Raw genomic sequence first — 18,297 nt, 5'->3', positions numbered from 1 at the left:
ACCTCAGAAGACGTCCGTCGAGGAGCACTGTCAGGATGGCTTCATCAGTACAACCACCACCGGCCCCACTCAGCCCTCGGTGGCCAACCACCCATCACCCGGTTGGACAACCTGGCTGGAGATCACATCTAGGTCGGGGCTCGGACCAGCCTTGACCGTCCGGCGGTCCGCAAATAGTCCGCAAGAAGTCACGCGGAGCCCGTTCCTGACCAACGGCTGCCAACGGCTCACGAGCAGCGTCTTGCCCAGGTCAGAGGCCCTCTTCCGGCTGGGCCCGCACCATGTCCGCACGGGTGTTCACGGGGATCGACCTGAACGGGTCGCTCAGGTAACCACCTGGTTCAACCCCCGGCCTGCGGGTCTGATCAGAAGAACTGGTCGATGAGCACCGCATTGCCGTCGGGGTCGGTGAGTGTGATCGACGCCGGACCGGACTCGCCCTCGGCGCGGGTTTGCAGGGCGACACCCTCCTCCTCGAGAGATGCCTGGATCGTGCGGACGTCCGCATACGACTCCAGTCTCTCCATCCGGTTGGTGAGGCCCGGATTGAAGGTGAGGACGTTGCCCTCGAACATCCCGTGGAACAGACCGATCGTGGTCTCACCGTTCTTGAGGATGAGGTAGTTGTGCTCGGCCGAACCGCCGGTCACCTCGAAACCCAGCTTCTCGTAGAACGCACGTGACGAGTCCAGGTCCGCCACGCTCAGGGAAACCGAGAAGGCACCGAGCTCCAGGCTTCCGGGGAGGCCGGTGGGGGCGGCGGCGACCGCGGGCAACTCCTCGAAGTCCGACATCCGGCAACTGTCGCTACCGGGGTCACGCATGTCAACCGCGCCGGACCGGCCTTCTGAGGAGTGACACGCGACGGCGTCACCGACCGATCCCGGTCAGGGCCCGCGTTCCGTGGCTGATCTGCACCGGATCCGCCTCTGGGCGAGGGAGCGGGTGCCGCGAATCGGGGTTCGGGTCTAGTGTCGTGCCCACCGTCCGCAGAGGAGTCGGCATGGTCGACAGCTACCCGATCCTGACCCTGCTACCACCGCTGCTCGCCATCGGGCTGGTGGTGGCCACCCGCAAGGTGCTGCTCAGCCTCGGCCTCGGGGTCGTGGTCGCGGCGCTGCTCATCGAGGGGTTCTCGCCCTGGGGCTCGCTCCAGCAGGTCCTCGGAGCGTTCGGCGAGATCTTCTGGGTGGACGGAGCGGTCAACACGACGAAGGTCTACATCCTCATCTTCACCCTCATGCTCGGCGTGATCACGGCCTTCATCATGATGTCGGGCGGCACGCACGCCTTCGCCGAGTGGGCGCAGACGAAGATCAAGACCCGCCGCGGGGCGACGATGCTCCCGGCTGGGCTGGGCATGGCGATCTTCGTCGACGACTACTTCAACGCACTGGCCGTCGGCCAGGTCAGCCGTCCGGTGACCGACGCCCACCGGGTGTCGCGGGCCAAGCTGGCCTACCTGGTCGACTCCACCTCCGCGCCGGTCGCCGTGCTGGTGCCGTTCTCGAGCTGGGGGGCCTTCATCCTCGGCCTGATCGGCACCGAGGTCGCGGCCTCGTCGTTGGACCTCAGCGACATCGGTGCGTTCCTGCAGGCGGCCTGGGCCAACTACTACGCGTTCGCGGCGCTGCTGCTGGTCGCCTTCGTGGCCGTCATGCAGCTCGACCTCGGCCCGATGCGCGGCGAGGAGCGGCGCGCGATCCTCGAGGGCGAGTGCTTCGACGGCAGCGACGAGATCCCCGGCCAGCTCGCCGAGGACCTCCCGGTGCACCGTCCCGGCGCCAAGAACGCGCTCCTCGTGCCGTTCGCGATGCTGGTGCTCGGCGTGCTCGGCGGCATCGTGTGGACCGGCCAGCGGGCTGCCGGCTCGTGGTCGGTGGTCGACATCCTCGCCTCGACCGACGTCACGTTCGCGCTGATCGTCGGCGGTCTGTTCGGTTTGCTCGCGGCGGTGTACTACTACGCCCGCGACACCTCGGAGAACCCCAAGTTCGGCTACAGCACCTTCGGCCGGGGATGGCTCGAGGGCGTGAAGTCGATGCTGCCCGCGGTCAGCATCCTCATCCTTGCCTGGATGCTCGGCTCGCTGATCGAGGCCGTGGGCACCGGGGAGTACCTCGCGGACCTCATCGAGAGCTCGTCGCTGTCCCCGTCCTGGCTGGTGCCGATCGTGTTCCTGCTCGCCGCCGCCATGGCGTTCGCGACGGGCACCTCCTGGGGCTCCTTCGGCCTGCTCATCCCGCTGGCCGGCGGCATCATCAACTCCCTCGACGCACCCGAGCTGCTGCTGCCCGCGCTCGGTGCGGTCCTGGCCGGAGCCGTCGCGGGGGACCACGCCTCGCCGATCTCCGACACGACGATCCTCAGCGCGACCGGGGCCGGGTGCAACGTGATCACCCACGTCACGACCCAGCTGCCCTACATGGTCACGGCGGTCGTCGCCTCGACGGTGGGCTACGTGGTGGTGGCCCTCGGCGGCTCGGTCACGCTTGGTCTGGCGGTCACGCTGGTGGGCACGGGCGCGCTGGCCCTCCTCGCCATCCGGGTGTGGGGGCCGGTGGTCGACGACGCGCACCGGCCCGAGCGACAGGGCACCGGGACGGACTGATCCGTTCCTGCGTGGACGACCGGCACGGCCGTCGTTCCTGACCGGGATCCTTCCCGGGCTACCGTTGGGTAACCACCCCCCCGACGGCAAGGACCCCGACGATGACCCGACTGGCGCCGGACACGGTCGTGCTCCACGGCCACGAGCTCTCGTACGTCGACAGCGGCGAGGGTCCAGCGGTCCTCTTCATCCACGGGATCCTCGGCTCCCAGGGTCAGTGGGCCCACCTGGTCGACGAGGTCGACGAGGACCACCGCGTGGTGGTGCCGGACCTCTTCGGCCACGGGGCCTCGGCGAAGCCGACCGGCGACTACTCGTTGAGCTCGCACGCCGCCACCTTGCGCGACCTGCTCGACCACCTCGGCATCGACCGTGTCACCCTCGTCGGGCACTCGCTCGGCGGCGGGATCGCGATGCAGTTCTACTACCTCTTCCCCGAGCGGGTGGACCGCATGGTGCTCGTCTCGAGCGGGGGCCTCGGGCGTGAGGTCAACCTCGTGCTGCGATCGGCCACCCTCCCCGGCGCCGAGCAGGTGCTGAGCGTGATCGCGTCGGCGCCGGTGCTCGACAAGGTGGAGGCGGTGGGCCGCGGTGCGCAGAAGGTCGGCTGGAAACCGGGCGCCGACATGGGGGCGATCTGGCGTGGCTTCACGTCCCTCGGCGACCGTCGGAGCCGCCGCGCGTTCCTGGCCACGACCCGCTCTGTCATCGATTTCGGTGGGCAGAGCATCAGCGCCCATGACCACCTCGGTGCCGTGACGGCGCCGCCGACGCTGATCGTGTGGGGCTCGAAGGACCGGATGATCCCCGCGTGGCACGCACTCAGCGCCCAGCGTGCGCTGCCGGAGTGCCGGGTCGAGCTGTTCGAGGGCGCCGGGCACTTTCCCCACCTCGACGACCCCGACCGGTTCGCGCGGGTGCTGCGGGAGTTCATGTCAGCCGACGGCTGAGGGTTCGCGCCACTCGTCCTCGAGGAGGGCGAAGACCAGCTGGGTGGCCCACGCGCCCTTGAAGTGCACGCCGTCGACGAGCCGCGCCTCCTGTCGGAACCCGAGGCGACCGAGCAGGCGGGCGGACATGTCGTTGCCGTCGATCACGACGGCGCTGACCCGGTGGAACCCCAGCCCGTCGAAGGCGAGGTCGAGGACCGCGGTCGCGGCCTCGGCGGCGTACCCCCGGCCGTGGACGTCGCGGGCGAAGGCGAAACCGAGCTCGCCCTGGCGCTCGGAGGCCCACTTGAGCAGCACCTCGCCGATCACGCGGCCGGTCTCGCGGAGCTCGACGGCGAGCACCAGCCACTGGCCGGGCTCGCGCAGCTCGGCCTGGTCGAGCTTCACCGCCAGCGTCTCCTCGGTGGCCGCGCGGTCGCGCACCGGCCACGGGATGTGGCGCACGGCCTCGGGGTCGCTGTGGAAGACGACGAGGTCGCCGAGGTCCTCCGACCGGTGCGGGCGCAGGAGCAGCCTCTCGGTCGCGATCGGCAGCGACACGGCGAGGGGACTCACAGCGCGAAGTGCCCGGGGGCCAGGCTGCGCAGCACGCAGAACTCGTTGCCCTCCGGGTCGGCCAGCACCACCCAGGTCTCCTCGCCGGTCTGCCCGACATCGACGTGCGTGGCGCCCACTGCGAGCAGGCGCTCGACCTCCTCGTCGCGCGAGCGGTCGACGGGGGAGAGGTCGAGGTGCATCCGGTTCTTGACCACCTTGTCCTCTGCGACCGCGGCGAGGAACATCGTCGGCGGCACCGGCCCGCTGCGTACGGCGTCGAGCAGGGCCTGGTCGCTCGCGCGGGCCGGACCGATCTCCACCAGCCCGGGCTCGCGGTCGAGCACCACCCAGTCGAGGGCCGCGGTCCAGAAGTCGGCGAGCCGGTCGGGGTCGTGGCAGTCGAGGGAGATCTCGGTCAGTCGGGAGGCCATGCGCCGATCCAAGCACGGCGCACACTGGTCGGGTGCCCACCCGCGAGCCTGCTGAGCGGGTCGCGCTCACCACGTCGTGTCGCGGTCCGTCTCCTTCTCCGCCTCGGCGTTGACCTCGGCGCCCACCAGGACGACCAACGCGGTGATCCAGAACCAGAGCATCAGGACGGCGACCCCGGCCAGGGAGCCGTACGTCGAGCTGTAGCGTCCGAGGTTGTCGACGTACAGCGAGAACCCGAGCGAGGCCAGCATCCACGTCGCGGTGGCGACGACGGAGCCGACGGACACCCACGCGAGCCGTGGCGCGTCGCGGTCGGGAGCCACGGTGTAGACGACTGCCGTGCCGGTGAGCACCGCCAGGACGAGTCCGACCCAGCGACCGACGTCGAGCATCGTGCGGGTCGTCCCGGGCGAGGCAAAGGTGTCCAGCAGGACCGGCGCGACCGCGATCAGTCCGATCGCGACCAGCACGAACACGATGGCGCCGAGGCTCAGCAGCAGCGCAAGGCCCTTGCGCCGGACGTAGCTCCTGGTCTCCTCCTCGTCGTAGGCGGCGTTGACGGCCGTCATCAGGTTGCTGACCGCGGCGGAGGAGGACCAGAGCGAGAGCAGGACCGAGAGCGCGAGCGACAGGCTGAGCGCGTCGCGCGACTCGGCGCTGATGGCCTCCATCTGGCTCACCACGAGCGCAGCGGCGTCCTGCGGCAGCGCGGCGGCGACGGCCTCGGCCTGGCGCGTCACGGTGGAGGCGTCGGCCAGGAGCCCGTAGACCGACACGGCCGCGACCATCGCGGGGAACAGCGAGATGAAGGCCCAGAAGGCCACTCCGGCAGCCATCAGCGGTACCTGGTCGGCGCCTGCCTCCTGCCACACGCGCCGAGCCACCTGCGTCCAGCCCTCGCGGGGGATCCCCGTGGGGTAGCGCGGTCCTGTCCGCCGCCGGTGCTCGCCACCCTTGTCGGGGCGTGTCGACTCAGGCATGCGTGCCTCCGGCGGTGCGACGGGCTGGTGGTCCACCCTTACCCGCTCAGCTGGGTGGCGACGCGGCTTGGTCGAAGTCGTCATCGAAGTGACACATCCGCCGGGGCGGCGGCACGGGCGAGGCGGGTCAGGGGCGGGCGTACGCCGTCGCGATGGCCGCGCCGAGGCGCGCGTTGTGCTCCACGAGCGCGATGTTGGCCGTCAGCGAGCCACCCTCGGTGATCTCGACGATCCGTCCGAGCAGGTAGGGCGTCGCGTCCTTGCCGCGGATGCCGAGGGCGTCCATGTCGGCGAGCGCGCGGTCGATGATCACGCCGATCTCCTCGGCCGGGATCTCCGACTCCTCCGGGATCGGGTTGGCGACGACGACGCCGCCGGCCAGCCCGAGGTCCCACTTGGCGCGCATCAGCGCAGCGACGTCGGCGGGTGAGTCGAGGCGCATGGGCGCGGCGAACCCCGACCAGCGGGAGAAGAAGGACGGGAAGTCGTCGGTGCCGTAGCCGACCACCGGCACGCCGAGGGTCTCGAGCTTCTCCAGCGTCAGGCCGATGTCGAGGATGCTCTTCACTCCGGCGCACACCACGGCCACCGACGTGGTGGACAGCTCGGTGAGGTCGGCCGAGACGTCGTACGTCGTCTCCGCGCCGCGGTGCACGCCGCCGAGCCCGCCGGTGACGAAGACGCCGATGCCGGCCAGGGCGGCCAGCCGCATCGTCGAGGCGACGGTCGTCGCGCCGTGCAGGCCCTGCGAGACGACGTAGGGCAGGTCGCGGATGGAGACCTTGATGACCGAGTCGTCGGAGGCGAGGAGCTCGAGGTCGTCGGCCGAGAGCCCGATGGTGGGCCGGCCGCGCAGGACCGCGATCGTCGCGGGAACGGCGCCGGCCTCGCGGACGATGCCCTCGACGGTGCGCGCCATCTCGACGTTCTGCGGGTAGGGCATGCCGTGGCTGATGATCGTGCTCTCCAGCGCGACGACGGGCTGCCCGGACGCGAGCGCGTCGCGGACCTCGTCGGTGACGGTCAGGTTCAACGGTGCTCCCTCGTGTGGTGGTGCATGGCTGCGGCCAGGTCCGGCCGGACGGTGTGGGGGCTCCCGATGGTGGCGGCAGCGGCCCGGTGGCCGTCGCGCGCCGACTCGACGGGGTCGTCGCCGCGCAGCCACGCCGCGACCCAGGCGGCGAGCATCGCATCACCGGCGCCGGTGACGTCGACGACCTCGGCCGGGACGGCGGCCAGGTGCACCGGTTCGGTGCCGCGGCTGCACATCCACGAGCCGTCTGCCCCGTGGCGGACCCACACGTGCTCGACGCCGCGGGAATGGAGATCGGCGACCGAGGAGTGCCAGTCGGCGGTCGGGCGCCCGGTCAGCGCCGCGAGCTCGTCGGCGTTGGGCGTGACGAGGAAGAGGTCGTGCACCAGGTCGGCCAGTCGGGCGGCCTTGGCGACCGAGACCGGCTCGAAGGCCAGCGGCACCCCTGCCCGCGCGGCGGCCGCGACCACGCGCGCGGCCTGGGCGTGCGCGAGGTTGCCGTCCAGGACGACCAGTGCCGCGTCGGTGAGGTGGACGGTCTCGAGGACCAGCTCGTCGACCACCGCCATGTCGGACACCGCGGCCACCAGCTCGCCGCGGTCGTCGAGGACCGCGGTGTAGGTGCCGGTCGCGCCCGGCACGCGGCGTACGGCGGACACGTCCGCGCCGCATGCCGCGGTGACCCGCAGCGCCTCGTCGCCGAAGGCGTCGTCGCCGACCGCCGAGACAAGCCGCACCGGCGCGCCGAGCAGACCGAGGCAGGCGGCGATGTTGCGCCCGACGCCGCCCGGCGAGATGCGCGTGCGGCCCGGGTTGCTGGTCGCGGCGACGAGCGGGGCGGACGTCCGCGCGACGACGTCCATGTTGGTGCCGCCGACGACCACCACCCACTGCTTCACGCCGCCGATCCTGACAGACGCGGCCGTGGGGCGGGCGTCAGCGTCGGGCGCGTGCACCGACACTGGCGAGGACACCCCTGGGCAGGACCAGCAGTGCGCCCAGGACGAGGGTCGCGACGACCACGAAGGCCGTCGCCGTGCCCTGCCCCGCGACCTGCCGCAGCACCATGCCGCCGACGAGCGCACCGAGCCAGACCACCACACCGGAGGTGACCGCAGCAGGTGGGCGACGGGCCGCGGCCAGGAGCGCCCGGGCGAGCAGCGCGCCCACGAGGAAGGGCCAGGCTGTCGACCACCAGCCGCCCACGGTGAGGGTGCCGTAGTGGCTGAGCCGGCCGACGACCGCGAAGACGCCGACGAGCAGGAGGTCGATCAGCAGCCACATGCGAGCCAGCCTAGGCAGGGCGCGGATAGTCTCAGCGGATGAGGTGGGGCGCATGAGGTCGGCGGTCCACTGGGGTGTGGCGCACGGCCTGCCGACGCTGCTGCTGCGCCGTGCCGCCGACCGGGGCGACCTCCAGGCGCAGCTCATCCGCGTCGGCTCGCTCGGCACTGACGACGTCTTCGGCCTCGTCGAGGCGATCCGCTCCCGCGGCCCGATCTACCGCTCGCGGATCGGCCACGTCGCCACGAGCCACGCCGCGGTGCGCCACGTGCTCACCAGCGACGACTTCCGCACCGGCCTGCCGACCTCGCAGGGGCCGATGGGGCGGATCTCGCGGTGGGCGGCGCCGACCACCCTGCACCCGGTCGAGCCACCGTCGTTGCTGGTCACCGAGCCGCCCGACCACACCCGCTACCGCAGGCTCGTGACGCGGGTCTTCACCATGCGCGCCGTCGAGCGACTGCGCGAGCGCACCGAGGAGATCGCCGCCGACCTGCTCGACGCCCTGGAGCCGCGCGCGGGCGGCGCGGTGGACCTCGTCGGGGCCTACTGCGCGCAGCTGCCGGTCACCGTCATCGCGGAGGTGCTCGGGGTGCCCGAGCGCGACCGCGCCCGCGTCCTGGACTTCGGCTCGGCCGCGGCGCCCAGCCTGGACCTGGGACTCGGACTGCGGCGCTACCGCTCGGTGTCGCGGGCGCTGGCGGAGTTCGACGCCTGGCTCGGCCACCACCTCGACCACCTGCGCCGCCACCCCGGCGACGACCTGCTCAGCCAGCTGGTCGCCGTACGCGACGACGGTGCCGGGCTGAGCGAGACCGAGCTCAAGGCCACGGCGGGCCTCGTCCTCGCCGCGGGCTTCGAGACCACGGTCAACCTGCTGGGCAACGGCATCGCGCTGCTCCACGACCACCCCGACGAGCGCGCGCGGGTGGTCGCCGACCCGCCGCTGTGGACCAACGTCGTCGAGGAGGCCCTGCGCCTGGACCCGCCGGTGCTGCTGACGGGCCGGATGGCGGTGCGCGACACCGAGGTGGCCGGGCAGCCGGTGCGTGCCGGGACGATGGTCACCGCGATCCTCGCCGGCGCCAACCGCGACCCCGACGTCTTCGAGGACCCGACCCGCTTCGACGTCGCGCGGGCCAACGCACGCGAGCACATCGCCTTCTCCGCCGGCCGCCACCACTGCCTCGGCGCGCAGCTGGCTCGCCTGGAGGGGGAGGTGGGGCTGCGGGCGATCTGGCGGCGCTTCCCCGACCTGCGCCTCGAGCCGGGGGCGCGACGCCGCGAGACCCGCATCCTGCGCGGCTTCGAGACCCTTCCTGCCACGTTGCGCCCCTGAGGGACCACCCGACGGGGTAGGTTCCCCCGGTGCCGATCCGGGGAGCAGCGCGCCTGCTCGTGCTGCTGCTGACCGCTGGTCTGCTTTCCGTCGGGCTGTTGTCCCTTCCCGGACCGGCGCTCGCCGCCGACCGCGTGCCCCGACCGGTCCTCGACCTCGACTTCCCGGACCCCGCGGTCGTGTCCGCGCCCGGCGGGCTGGTGGCGTACGCCACCGGCGATCGCGTGCCGCACGCGTGGTCGCGCAGTGCCGACGGACCGTGGCGGCGCGGCGGCAGCCTGCTGTCCCACCGTCCCTCGTGGTCGCGCGACGGCGGCATCTGGGCCGTCGACGTGGCCCGCGTGCGTGGTCGCTGGCTGCTCTACTACGCCACCCCGGTGAAGGGGATGGGCGAGCACGGGCGCTGCATCGGAGTGGCCCGCTCGCGCTCGGCCCGTGGGCCGTTCCGCCCGGTCGGCCGCGCACCGCTCGTCTGCCCGTCGTACGCCGGCACGCCGACCGCCCAGGACCCGTTGCTGCCGCGCGACCCCACGCTGCCGCGCGCGGGCGTGATCGACCCGTCCTTCTTCCGCGACGTCGACGGGACGGCGTACCTGCTCTACAAGACCGACCGGATCCCCTCCACGCTGCGGATCGTGGCGCTGACGCGCGACGGGCAGTCGGTGGGCGCCGGGGCGACGAGCGTCGAGCTGGTGCGCTCCGCCGGAGTCATCGAGAACCCGGTGCTCACGCCGCGCCCCGAGGGCTACGTGCTGCTGGCTTCGGAGGGCGACTGGACCCGGTGTGGCTACCGCACTCGCTGGCTGCGCTCGACCGCGCTGCTCGACTGGACGCTCGCGGAGAGCGGGACCCTGCTCGACACCGCGACCACGGGCCTGTGCGGCCCCGGCGGCGCAGACCTGGTCGAGACGCCCGACGGGCGCACGCTCGCCTTCCTGCACGGCTGGACCTGCCGTGGCACCACGCTTCCGTGCGCCGGCACCGGCAAGTGGGACCACAAGCCGCGCCAGCGCGGCCGCCGGTCGATGTACGCCGCCCGCCTCGACTGGGTCAGCGGGCTGCCCGTGGTCGCGGGGTGGCTCCGCGCGCGTTGAGGCTCCCTCGACCTAGGCTCGGGCCATGGCCTCCGAGTGGGACACCCACACCGCCCTGACCGCGACCGCCGACGGCACCCACGCCGTCGAGCTCGACCCCGGGTGGGTCGTCGGTGGTGGCGTCAACGGTGGCTACCTCCTCGGCGTGGTCGGCACGGCGATCGCGGAGGCGGTGCCGGCCAGACCGCACCCGCTCGCGGTGAGCGCCTACTACCTGTCTGCCGCGCGGCCGGGACCGGCGCAGGTCTCGACGGAGGTGCTGCGCGAGGGCGGCTCGGTGGCGACGGTGTCGGCCGAGCTCGCTCAGGACGGGGTCGCCCGCATCCGCGTCCTGGCGACGTACGGCGACCTGCGCGCCATGCCGGACGACGTCGCCACCACGGCCGAGCCCCCGCAGCTGCCGCCGCTCGAGGACTGCGTGGCCGGCTCGCTCGCACCGGAGGAGACACGTCGGGTGGCTCCGGTGATGGAGCGCTTCGACATGCGCTTCGACCCGGCCTGCATCGGCTGGGCCATGGGTGCCCCCAGCGGTCGCGGGCACATCCAGGCCTGGTTCCGGATGGTCGACGGCCACGACGTCGACCCGGTCGGCCTGCTCATGGTGTGCGACGCGCTGCCGCCGGTCACCTTCGACCTGGGGCGGCCGGGCTGGGCGCCGACGCTCGAGCTCACCGTCCACGTCCGTGCCGTCCCGACGCCGGGGTGGCTCCGGGTCTCGCACCGGACCCGCAACGTCGCCGGCGGCATGTTCGAGGAGGACTGCGAGGTCTGGGACTCAGCCGGTCGACTGGTCGCCCAGAGCCGCCAGCTGGCGATGCAGCCACGCGGCTGACCTGCGCACTTGCGGTTGAGTCGCCCAGAGACTCAACCCGTATCCCGGGCGTGTCGCGGTCAGGACCACGCGCCGCGGGATCCCGCGAATGGGGCTTGCCGCCATCGTGGCCGGTGGAGCACACTCGAGGTGCGGGGGCTTGTGTGGAGGGTGCGATGGACGGTGGCCCACTGGGCGAGACCGAGAGCGGCCCGGACAGCGACCGCGTGCTGCTCGACGTCCAGACGGCCGCCACCCGCGAGATCCTCGAGGCCCTCGGGCGGGCCGGCACGGACCCCAGTGGTGTCCTCGACACCATCATCGACCGGGCCGTGCACCTCTGCCGGGCCCAGGTCGCCCAGCTCTACCTCGTCGACGGCGACACCTTCCGGCTGTCCCGCATCTCCGGCGACGTGCCCGCCGACTTCATCCGCTATGTGGAGGACCACCCGGTGGGCCGCTCGCGAGAGAGCCTCCTGGGCCGGGTGGCCGAGGACCGATGCACCCAGCAGATCACTGACGTGCTGCAGGACCCCGACTACGGCCGGCACGACCTGCAGAGCCTGGCCGGGTTCCGCACACTGATGTCGGCCCCGATGCTGCTCCACGACGAGGTCATCGGCATCCTCTCGGTGTGGCGCACCGAGGCCCAGCCGTTCGACCCTGCGGAGGTCGACGTGCTGAGCGCATTCGCGGTCCAGGCCGCGATCGTGCTTCGCCAGGTCGAGCTGGTGGGCGCGCTGGAGGCGCGGAGCGGTGAGCTGGCCGCCAAGGTCACCCAGCTCGAGGTCCTCCGCGAGATCGGTGAGGCGATCAGCTCGACGCTGGACCTCGACGAGGTCCTGGGTCGCATCGTCAGCGGAGCCGTGCGCCTCTGCTGGGCGGCCGGCGGGTCGATCATGGAGTACGACGCGGCCGCCGACTGCTTCCGGGTGCGCGCCACGGCCGGGGGGAGCCTGGCGCTGACCGACCGGCTGCGGGCCCTCACCATCCGGCGGAGCACGTCGCCCGTGGGCCGGGCCGCGGTCGAGCGCTCGACGCTGGTGGTGCCCGACCTGGCCTCTGCCTCCCGCGACGAGCACCTCGACATCCTGCTGGCGGACGGCTGGCGCTCGCTCCTCGCCGTACCGCTGGTCCGGCAGGACCAGCTCGTAGGTGCGCTGGTGATCCGCCGCCGCCGTCCCGGTGACTTCGGCGCCGACACCCCCGAGCTGCTGCGGACCTTCGCCAACCAGTCCGGGCTGGCGGTCGTCAACGCGCGGCTCTTCGGGGAGCTCGACACCAAACGGGCCGAGCTCGAGGTGGCCAGCCGCCACAAGTCGGAGTTCCTCGCGAGCATGTCGCACGAGCTGCGTACGCCCCTGAACGCCGTCATCGGGTTCTCGGAGGTGCTCCTGGATCGGATGTTCGGCGACCTCAACCCTCGGCAGGAGGAGTACCTCCGCGACATATGGACCTCGGGCAGGCACCTGCTGGAGCTGCTCAACGAGATCCTCGACCTCTCGAAGGTCGAGGCCGGTCGGATGGTCCTGGAGCCCAGCCTGGTCTCGGTGCGGGCCTGTCTGGACTACGTCCTGTCCCTCGTGCGTGACCGCGCCGCGGCGCACGCCATCGACCTCGGCCTCGAGGTGGCCGACGACGTCGGGATCGTGTGGGCCGACGAGCTGCGGCTCAAGCAGGTGGTGCTCAACCTCGTGTCGAACGCGGTGAAGTTCACCCCGGACGGCGGGGCGGTACGGGTCCTCGCCACGCGTGAGGGCGAGGACGTCGTCGTCCGCGTGAGCGACACCGGGGTGGGGGTGTCCCCGGAGGACCGGGAGCGGATCTTCGAGTCGTTCCAGCAGGGGCGCCGCGGTGCGCCCACGGAGGAAGGGACCGGGCTCGGGCTGACCCTCTCGCGCCGCATCGTGACGCTCTTCGGCGGCACCCTGTGGCTCGAGCCCCAGACCGTCGGCAGCGTCTTCGCGTTCCGCCTGCCGCTGCCGCCCGTCGAGCCCGCGATCGAGGGAGACGCTGACAGCCTGAGCACGGTTCTCCTGGTCGATGACGATCGGGCCTCGCTGGACCTCATGACCGCCTATCTGGCTGCCTCGCCCGTACGGGTGCTCCATGCGCGGGACGGGCACGAGGCGCTGTCCGTCAGCCGCACGGCGGCGCCGGACGCCGTCGTGCTCGACATCCGGTTGCCACGCATGGACGGCTGGGAGGTGCTGGCCCGGATGAAGGCGGACCCCGCGACGCGGTCCATCCCGATCGTGGTCGCCTCCATCATCGACGAGCGGCAGCGAGGCCTGCAGCTCGGCGCGGCGGCGTACCTGCTCAAGCCGGTGCGCCGCGACGACCTCCTCGACGCCCTGCGGGGCCACGGGCTGGAGCTCGAGGGGTCGGAGGTGGCGTTGCCGTGAGCCCGCGCATCCTGGTGATCGAGGACAACGCCCTCAACCTCAAGCTGGTGCGCGACGTGCTCGAGCACGCCGGCTACGTCGTCGGCTCCGCAACGACCGGCGAGCTCGGCGTACGCGCCGCCGCGACCGAGCCCCCCGACCTCGTGCTCCTGGACCTGCAGCTCCCGGGCATCGACGGCCACGAGACCCTGCGATGCCTGCGCGAGGAGGTCCTGGCCGACGGGGTCCCAGTCGTCGCGGTGACCGCGTTGGCGATGGAGGAGGACCGCGAGCGGGCCCGGCGATCGGGCTTCGACGGCTACCTGGAGAAGCCCATCAGTCCGCGCGCCCTCCCGGGTCAGGTCGAGAGGTTCTTGACGCGAGGCCCTGGATGAACGTCACCGAGGAGCAGGGGCGACGCCGCCTCACGACCGTCCTGGCGGTCGACGACCAGGCGGCCAACCTGCGCCTGCTCGACGCGATCCTCTCGCCGCGCGGCTACGACGTGCTCACCGCGGCGAGTGGCCAGGAAGCCCTGGACGTCCTCCGGGACCGACCCGTCGACGTGGTCCTCCTCGACGTGCAGATGCCCGGCATGGACGGCTGCGAGGTGTGTCGCAGGATCCGGGGCGATCCCACCACCGCCTTCCTGCCGGTCGTGATGATCACCGCGGGCGGCTCTGCGCAGCGGCTCGAGGGGCTCGAGGCGGGTGCCGACGACTTCATCACCAAGCCGTTCGAGCAGGGCGAGCTCCTGGCGCGGGTGCGCTCGCTCGCCCGGATCAAGGGCTACCAGGACACGATCGGTCGGCAGGCGGCGGAGATCTCGGCCTGGAACCGGGAGCTCGAGGCGCGGGTGACCGAGCAGGTGGAGGAGCTGGAGCGGGTCGGCAGGCTGCGACGCTTCCTCTCACCGCAGCTGGCCGACCTGGTCGTCAACGACGAGGAGATGCTGGCCAGCCACCGCCGCGAGATCGTGGTCGTCTTCGCGGACTTCCGGGGCTTCACCTCGTTCGCCGAGGCGTCGGAGCCCGAGGAGGTGATGCACGTCCTCGCTGAGTACCACTGCGCCCTGGGCGCCCGCATCGACGAGCATCGAGGCACGCTCGAGCGGTTCACCGGGGACGGGGTGATGGTGTTCTTCGGCGACCCCGTCCCCGACGAAGACCCCGCCGGCTCGGCTGTCGCGATGGCGCTCGACGTGCGGGAGGACGTACGCCGCCTGGCAACCGGCTGGCACCGGCGCGGTCACGACCTCGCCCTCGGCGTCGGGGTCGCCCAGGGCTACGCGACCCTCGGGCGCATCGGCTACCCGGGTCGCTCCGACTACGCCGCCATCGGCAGCGTGACCAACCTGGCCGCACGGTTGTGCGCCGACGCGGGGCCGTGGCAGGTGCTCGTCACCGACCGCGTGCTGGCCGATGTGGAAGAGCGCGTGGCCTCAGAGCTCGTCGGCGACGTCCAGCCGCGGGGGTTCAGCCGACCGGTGAGGATCCACGACGTCACCGCCGTGGCCACGGGGCGGGACCACGAGGAGGTGAGCCGATGACCCAGCAGACCACGCTGCCCGATCTCGACGAGGACCAGCGCTACGAGGCGTACGACCGGTTGCAAGGGCGGTTGTCCGGCATCTGGCAGGCGATGCGGACCGACCACGCGGACGAGTCCGCCGTCGTCATCCCCTCGATCAGCCTCGAACGCACGACGGCCGGCAGCGGCACGCTCATGCAAGCCATGGAGGAGCGGGCCCTCTTCCTGCTCCTGCTGCTGCGCCAACCCATGCTGAGGATGGTCTACGTCACCTCTGGACCGATCGACGAGGAGATCGTCGAGTACTACCTCGGGCTGCTGCCCGGCATCATCCCCAGCCACGCCCTCCGGCGCCTGCACCTCGTCTCGGTCGGGGATGCTTCCCCGCGGCCGCTCAGCGCCAAGCTGCTCGAGCGGCCCCGGCTGCTCCGCCGGATCCGGGACCTGATCCCGGACCGTTCGGTCAGCCACCTGATCCCCTACAACACCACCGAGCTGGAGCGGGACGTTGCGCTGAGCCTCGGCATCCCGGTCTACGGCTCGGACCCGCGGCTCGCTCCCCTCGGCAGCAAGTCGGGCTGTCGCCGGCTGTTCGGCGAGGTCGGCGTACGTGCCCCCGTCGGGGCCGAGGACCTCACCACGCTCGACGACCTCGTCACAGCGGTGGCCAGGATGCGGACCCGTCGTCCCGAGCTGGCCGAGGTGATCGTCAAGATCAACGAGGGCGTGTCGGGGTCGGGCAACGCATTGGTCGAGCTGAGGGACCTGCCCACGCCGGGCTCGGACGACGAGCCTGCCGTGCTCCGGGACCGACTCGAGGGCCTCCAGCCAGAGGCTGCCGACCTCACTCCGAGCGACTTCCTGGTCGCGTTCGAGCAGCTCGGCGGCGTCGTCGAGGAGCGCATCACGGGCATGGCGCTGACCAGTCCGAGCGTGCAGATGCGGGTCCTGCCCGACGGGACCGTCGAGCTGCTGTCGACCCACGACCAGCTCCTCGGCGGTGCCAGCGGGCAGAAGTACCTGGGGTGCGTGTTCCCCGCGGACCCGGCGTACTCCCGCAAGATCACGGAGCCCGCGATGGCCATCGGGCGCCACCTCGCAGGCAAGGGCGTCCTGGGTCGCTTCGCCGTCGACTTCGTGACCGCGCAGGACGACGCGGGGGATTGGGAGGCGCACGCGATCGAGCTCAACCTGCGCAAGGGCGGCACGACCCACCCGTTCCTGACGCTCCAGTTCCTCGCCGGTGGCTGCTACGACGGCGACCTCGGCACCTACCGCACCGCGTCCGGGGCCGCGAGGTATCTCGTGGCCACCGACCACCTCGAGGACGACCGGCTCCGCGCGCTGACGACGCGCGACGTGCTCGACGTAGTCGTACGGCGCCGGTTGCATTTCGACCAGTCCCGCGAGACCGGTGTGGTCCTCCACATGATCAGCTGTGTCACCGAGTGCGGTCGGCTCGGCATGACCGCGATCGGCGACAGCCCCGAGCAGGCCTGGGCGCTCTACCAGGAAGCGTGCGCGGTCCTGCTGGAGGAGGCGGGCAGGGCCGGCGAGCCGGGGGACCTGCCGGAGTGAGCGACGACGGACTCGTCTGGTATGCCTCGTTCGGCTCCAACCTGTCGAGGGCGAGGCTCGGCTGCTACATCTCCGGCGGCACCCCGCCCGGCGCACGCCGCTCCTACGAGGGCTGCCGCGACCGGACGCCCCCGCGTGACCACCGGACCACCACCCTCCCCGGTCACCTGCGCTTTGCCGGTGAGTCGACGGTGTGGGGAGGGGGTATGGCGTTCTACTCGCGGTCGGGCGAGGGCATCGTGCACGCGCGTGCCTACCTGCTGGGCGTCGAGCAGCTCGTCGACCTGGTCGCGCAGGAGGCGCGACAGCCGGTGGGCACGGCGCTGGCACTCGCCGCCGACGGGCCCACACGGCACGGGTTGTCGGCGGTCTACGACGTGCTGATGGATCTCGGCAGGCTGGACGGTCGCCGAGTGCTCACCCTCAGCTCGTCTCGGCACCACCCGCTCAGGCCGCCGTCGCGTGCGTACCTCCGCACGATGGTCGACGGGCTCACGGACGGGTTCGGGCTCGACGAGGATGCCCTCGTCGGCTACCTCGCGTCGGCCGAGGGGATGCTGCCGACGTGGCCCGAGGAGGCGCTGCGCAAGGTGCTCACGCCCGGTCGCTAGTCGAACCAGGCCCGGTCCATCGCGACGATCCAGCGCCGTCGTGGGTGCTCGGTGAGCGACCAGATCCGGTCGGTGGACGGCCAGTAGGACAGGTCCTCCGGACCCATCGGCAGCGCCCAGCGTCGCCGCCGCATGGACCCCGGCCGACCGGCGTACACGCTTCCGGGCATCCAGGGGCCGTGGGAGACGCTGACGTGGAACCGGCCGGCCGCCATCACCGCGCCCTGCATCTGCCGCACCCCGCCGTCGTCAAGGGCCAGCGGTCGGGAGAACCCGTCGTCGCCGGTGGAGAGCTGCCACGTCATCGGGTCGAGGGGGTAGCGGGCCAGGCGAGTGGTCGCGCCGGCGCGCAGGGCGTACTCGCCCGCGACGAGCGCGGGCGGGTCCGAGTGCCGGTCGAGCGACATGAAGGAGTAGCGCAGCTTCTCGTGGCCCTCGTCGGTGAAGGCCTGGTGGGTGAAGCGCACCGGCAGGACGTAGCGGTGGCCGAAGGAGTGGACCGCGCTGCCCTCGACGCCGAGCCGGTCCGGGTGGTCGTCGTCGCCGGGGACCCGCATGATGTCGTCGACGCGCGCGGTGACGAAGCCACGGCTGGTGGCCGCGACGTGGAGGTAGGGCCCGGCCCAGACGATGCCGCCGGCGTGGATGTTCATCGGCCGCAGCACCAGCCGCCCGTCCTCGTCGAGCACCGGCGAGACCAGCAGCACGTGGCGGTAGGTGCCCGAGTCGAGGTCGACGAAGGTCACCCGCGACCCGCGCTTGGTGCCGTCCCTGCCGGTGGAGTACCACGTCGTGACCAGCACCCGGCGGCCGTCGACGTCCTCGGTGTCGGAGGCGTCGGCGCTCGTCGAGATGCCCTGGGGGTACCACTGCTCGTCCCGCTCGTCGTAGTCGTCCCACCGCCACGCCTCGCGCACCGCGCGCCCGAGGAGCCGGGGCAGCACCCGGGCGCGCCGGACGCGGTACTTCAGGTCAGCGAGCAGCCCGCCGAGGCCCGCGGGCTCGCCGAGCAGCCCGGCGAGGGCTGCGATCTCCCGCACGTTCTCGTCCGTGCGCTGCAGGTGCACGCCCTCGACGTACGGCATCTCCGACGCGGTGGACATGCGGGTGACCCTAGTCGCCG

At 72.2% G+C, this 18,297-nt stretch carries 19 protein-coding genes; 11 read left to right on the top strand and 8 right to left on the bottom strand.

The genetic code is table 11. The annotated features are described in order from the left end of the window. Positions 1–132: integrase core domain-containing protein (locus K4G59_RS06380; protein ID WP_231250136.1), on the top strand; the 132-nt coding region annotated here is incomplete at its 5' end. A gap of 233 nt (positions 133–365) precedes the next feature. Here the strand turns inward: K4G59_RS06380 and K4G59_RS06375 are convergent. After that, complete coding sequence (locus K4G59_RS06375; protein ID WP_231250118.1) at positions 366–794, bottom strand: VOC family protein; 429 nt, start codon at positions 792–794, stop codon at positions 366–368. Between the two features lie 209 nt (positions 795–1,003). Here K4G59_RS06375 and K4G59_RS06370 point away from each other — a divergent pair, with 209 nt between their 5' ends. Both K4G59_RS06370 and K4G59_RS06365 read left to right on the top strand, forming a co-directional pair. Continuing rightward, positions 1,004–2,611 (top strand): Na+/H+ antiporter NhaC family protein, encoded by a 1,608-nt coding sequence (locus K4G59_RS06370; RefSeq protein ID WP_231250117.1) that lies wholly within the window; start codon positions 1,004–1,006, stop codon positions 2,609–2,611. A 101-nt stretch (positions 2,612–2,712) separates the two neighbouring features. After that, positions 2,713–3,561, top strand: coding sequence for an alpha/beta fold hydrolase (locus K4G59_RS06365; protein ID WP_231250116.1), 849 nt, complete (start codon positions 2,713–2,715; stop codon positions 3,559–3,561). Here K4G59_RS06365 and K4G59_RS06360 read toward each other — a convergent pair. From K4G59_RS06360 to K4G59_RS06335, 6 genes are all read right to left on the bottom strand, one after another. Further along, complete coding sequence (locus K4G59_RS06360) at positions 3,547–4,116, bottom strand: GNAT family N-acetyltransferase (protein ID WP_231250115.1); 570 nt, start codon at positions 4,114–4,116, stop codon at positions 3,547–3,549. The two genes, K4G59_RS06365 and K4G59_RS06360, sit on opposite strands and share 15 nt — an antisense overlap. Beyond that, entirely contained in the window at positions 4,113–4,529 is a 417-nt protein-coding gene (locus K4G59_RS06355; RefSeq protein WP_231250114.1) for a VOC family protein, read from the bottom strand. The genes K4G59_RS06360 and K4G59_RS06355 overlap by 4 nt, the downstream gene beginning before the upstream one ends. A 66-nt stretch (positions 4,530–4,595) precedes the next feature. Further along, on the bottom strand, positions 4,596–5,510 hold the full coding sequence (locus K4G59_RS06350; RefSeq protein WP_231250113.1) for a YihY/virulence factor BrkB family protein: 915 nt from the start codon (positions 5,508–5,510) through the stop codon (positions 4,596–4,598). 127 nt (positions 5,511–5,637) lie between these two features. Then, the gene (locus tag K4G59_RS06345; protein ID WP_231250112.1) at positions 5,638–6,543 is read right to left on the bottom strand and encodes a pseudouridine-5'-phosphate glycosidase; all 906 of its coding nucleotides are present in this window, start codon (positions 6,541–6,543) and stop codon (positions 5,638–5,640) included. Beyond that, entirely contained in the window at positions 6,540–7,442 is a 903-nt protein-coding gene (locus tag K4G59_RS06340) for a carbohydrate kinase family protein (RefSeq protein ID WP_231250111.1), read from the bottom strand. The genes K4G59_RS06345 and K4G59_RS06340 overlap by 4 nt, the downstream gene beginning before the upstream one ends. A gap of 37 nt (positions 7,443–7,479) precedes the next feature. After that, complete coding sequence (locus K4G59_RS06335; RefSeq protein ID WP_231250110.1) at positions 7,480–7,827, bottom strand: DUF3054 domain-containing protein; 348 nt, start codon at positions 7,825–7,827, stop codon at positions 7,480–7,482. A 52-nt stretch (positions 7,828–7,879) separates the two neighbouring features. On the opposite strand from K4G59_RS06335, the gene K4G59_RS06330 reads away from it, so the two are divergent. The 8 genes from K4G59_RS06330 to K4G59_RS06295 all read left to right on the top strand — a co-directional run bounded on the left by K4G59_RS06330 (position 7,880) and on the right by K4G59_RS06295 (position 17,174). Further along, the gene (locus K4G59_RS06330; protein ID WP_231250109.1) at positions 7,880–9,166 is read left to right on the top strand and encodes a cytochrome P450; all 1,287 of its coding nucleotides are present in this window, start codon (positions 7,880–7,882) and stop codon (positions 9,164–9,166) included. Positions 9,167–9,195: 29 nt separating this feature from the next. Next, the gene (locus K4G59_RS06325; RefSeq protein ID WP_231250108.1) at positions 9,196–10,260 is read left to right on the top strand and encodes a glycoside hydrolase family 43 protein; all 1,065 of its coding nucleotides are present in this window, start codon (positions 9,196–9,198) and stop codon (positions 10,258–10,260) included. A 25-nt stretch (positions 10,261–10,285) separates the two neighbouring features. Beyond that, on the top strand, positions 10,286–11,092 hold the full coding sequence (locus K4G59_RS06320) for an acyl-CoA thioesterase (protein ID WP_231250107.1): 807 nt from the start codon (positions 10,286–10,288) through the stop codon (positions 11,090–11,092). 155 nt (positions 11,093–11,247) lie between these two features. Then, positions 11,248–13,476: a hybrid sensor histidine kinase/response regulator gene (locus K4G59_RS06315; protein ID WP_231250106.1), complete on the top strand. Its 2,229-nt coding sequence runs from the start codon at positions 11,248–11,250 to the stop codon at positions 13,474–13,476. Continuing rightward, on the top strand, positions 13,473–13,850 hold the full coding sequence (locus tag K4G59_RS06310) for a response regulator (protein ID WP_231250105.1): 378 nt from the start codon (positions 13,473–13,475) through the stop codon (positions 13,848–13,850). The genes K4G59_RS06315 and K4G59_RS06310 overlap by 4 nt, the downstream gene beginning before the upstream one ends. Continuing rightward, the gene (locus tag K4G59_RS06305) at positions 13,847–15,004 is read left to right on the top strand and encodes an adenylate/guanylate cyclase domain-containing protein (RefSeq protein ID WP_231250104.1); all 1,158 of its coding nucleotides are present in this window, start codon (positions 13,847–13,849) and stop codon (positions 15,002–15,004) included. The genes K4G59_RS06310 and K4G59_RS06305 overlap by 4 nt, the downstream gene beginning before the upstream one ends. Beyond that, positions 15,001–16,563: a peptide ligase PGM1-related protein gene (locus K4G59_RS06300; protein ID WP_231250103.1), complete on the top strand. Its 1,563-nt coding sequence runs from the start codon at positions 15,001–15,003 to the stop codon at positions 16,561–16,563. The genes K4G59_RS06305 and K4G59_RS06300 overlap by 4 nt, the downstream gene beginning before the upstream one ends. Then, entirely contained in the window at positions 16,560–17,174 is a 615-nt protein-coding gene (locus K4G59_RS06295; protein WP_231250102.1) for a histone deacetylase, read from the top strand. The genes K4G59_RS06300 and K4G59_RS06295 overlap by 4 nt, the downstream gene beginning before the upstream one ends. On the opposite strand, the gene K4G59_RS06290 is transcribed toward K4G59_RS06295, so the two are convergent. After that, positions 17,171–18,277, bottom strand: coding sequence for a hypothetical protein (locus tag K4G59_RS06290; RefSeq protein WP_231250101.1), 1,107 nt, complete (start codon positions 18,275–18,277; stop codon positions 17,171–17,173). The two genes, K4G59_RS06295 and K4G59_RS06290, sit on opposite strands and share 4 nt — an antisense overlap. Between the last annotated feature and the right edge of the window lie 20 nt (positions 18,278–18,297).

Source organism: Nocardioides furvisabuli, from assembly GCF_021083185.1.
Classification (GTDB): Bacteria; Actinomycetota; Actinomycetes; order Propionibacteriales; family Nocardioidaceae; genus Nocardioides; species Nocardioides furvisabuli.
Note: the sequence above shows the minus strand (reverse complement) of the source record. Positions and strands in the feature narration are given on the sequence as shown.

Coding starts and splice junctions, on each gene's coding strand:
- K4G59_RS06375 (WP_231250118.1), bottom strand. CDS start 794: ATGTCGGACTTCGAGGAGTTGCCCGCGGTCGCCGCCGCCCCCACCGGC.
- K4G59_RS06355 (WP_231250114.1), bottom strand. CDS start 4,529: ATGGCCTCCCGACTGACCGAGATCTCCCTCGACTGCCACGACCCCGAC.
- K4G59_RS06350 (WP_231250113.1), bottom strand. CDS start 5,510: ATGCCTGAGTCGACACGCCCCGACAAGGGTGGCGAGCACCGGCGGCGG.
- K4G59_RS06315 (WP_231250106.1), top strand. CDS start 11,248: ATGGACGGTGGCCCACTGGGCGAGACCGAGAGCGGCCCGGACAGCGAC.
- K4G59_RS06335 (WP_231250110.1), bottom strand. CDS start 7,827: ATGTGGCTGCTGATCGACCTCCTGCTCGTCGGCGTCTTCGCGGTCGTC.
- K4G59_RS06290 (WP_231250101.1), bottom strand. CDS start 18,277: ATGTCCACCGCGTCGGAGATGCCGTACGTCGAGGGCGTGCACCTGCAG.
- K4G59_RS06330 (WP_231250109.1), top strand. CDS start 7,880: ATGAGGTCGGCGGTCCACTGGGGTGTGGCGCACGGCCTGCCGACGCTG.
- K4G59_RS06365 (WP_231250116.1), top strand. CDS start 2,713: ATGACCCGACTGGCGCCGGACACGGTCGTGCTCCACGGCCACGAGCTC.
- K4G59_RS06370 (WP_231250117.1), top strand. CDS start 1,004: ATGGTCGACAGCTACCCGATCCTGACCCTGCTACCACCGCTGCTCGCC.
- K4G59_RS06300 (WP_231250103.1), top strand. CDS start 15,001: ATGACCCAGCAGACCACGCTGCCCGATCTCGACGAGGACCAGCGCTAC.
- K4G59_RS06305 (WP_231250104.1), top strand. CDS start 13,847: ATGAACGTCACCGAGGAGCAGGGGCGACGCCGCCTCACGACCGTCCTG.
- K4G59_RS06320 (WP_231250107.1), top strand. CDS start 10,286: ATGGCCTCCGAGTGGGACACCCACACCGCCCTGACCGCGACCGCCGAC.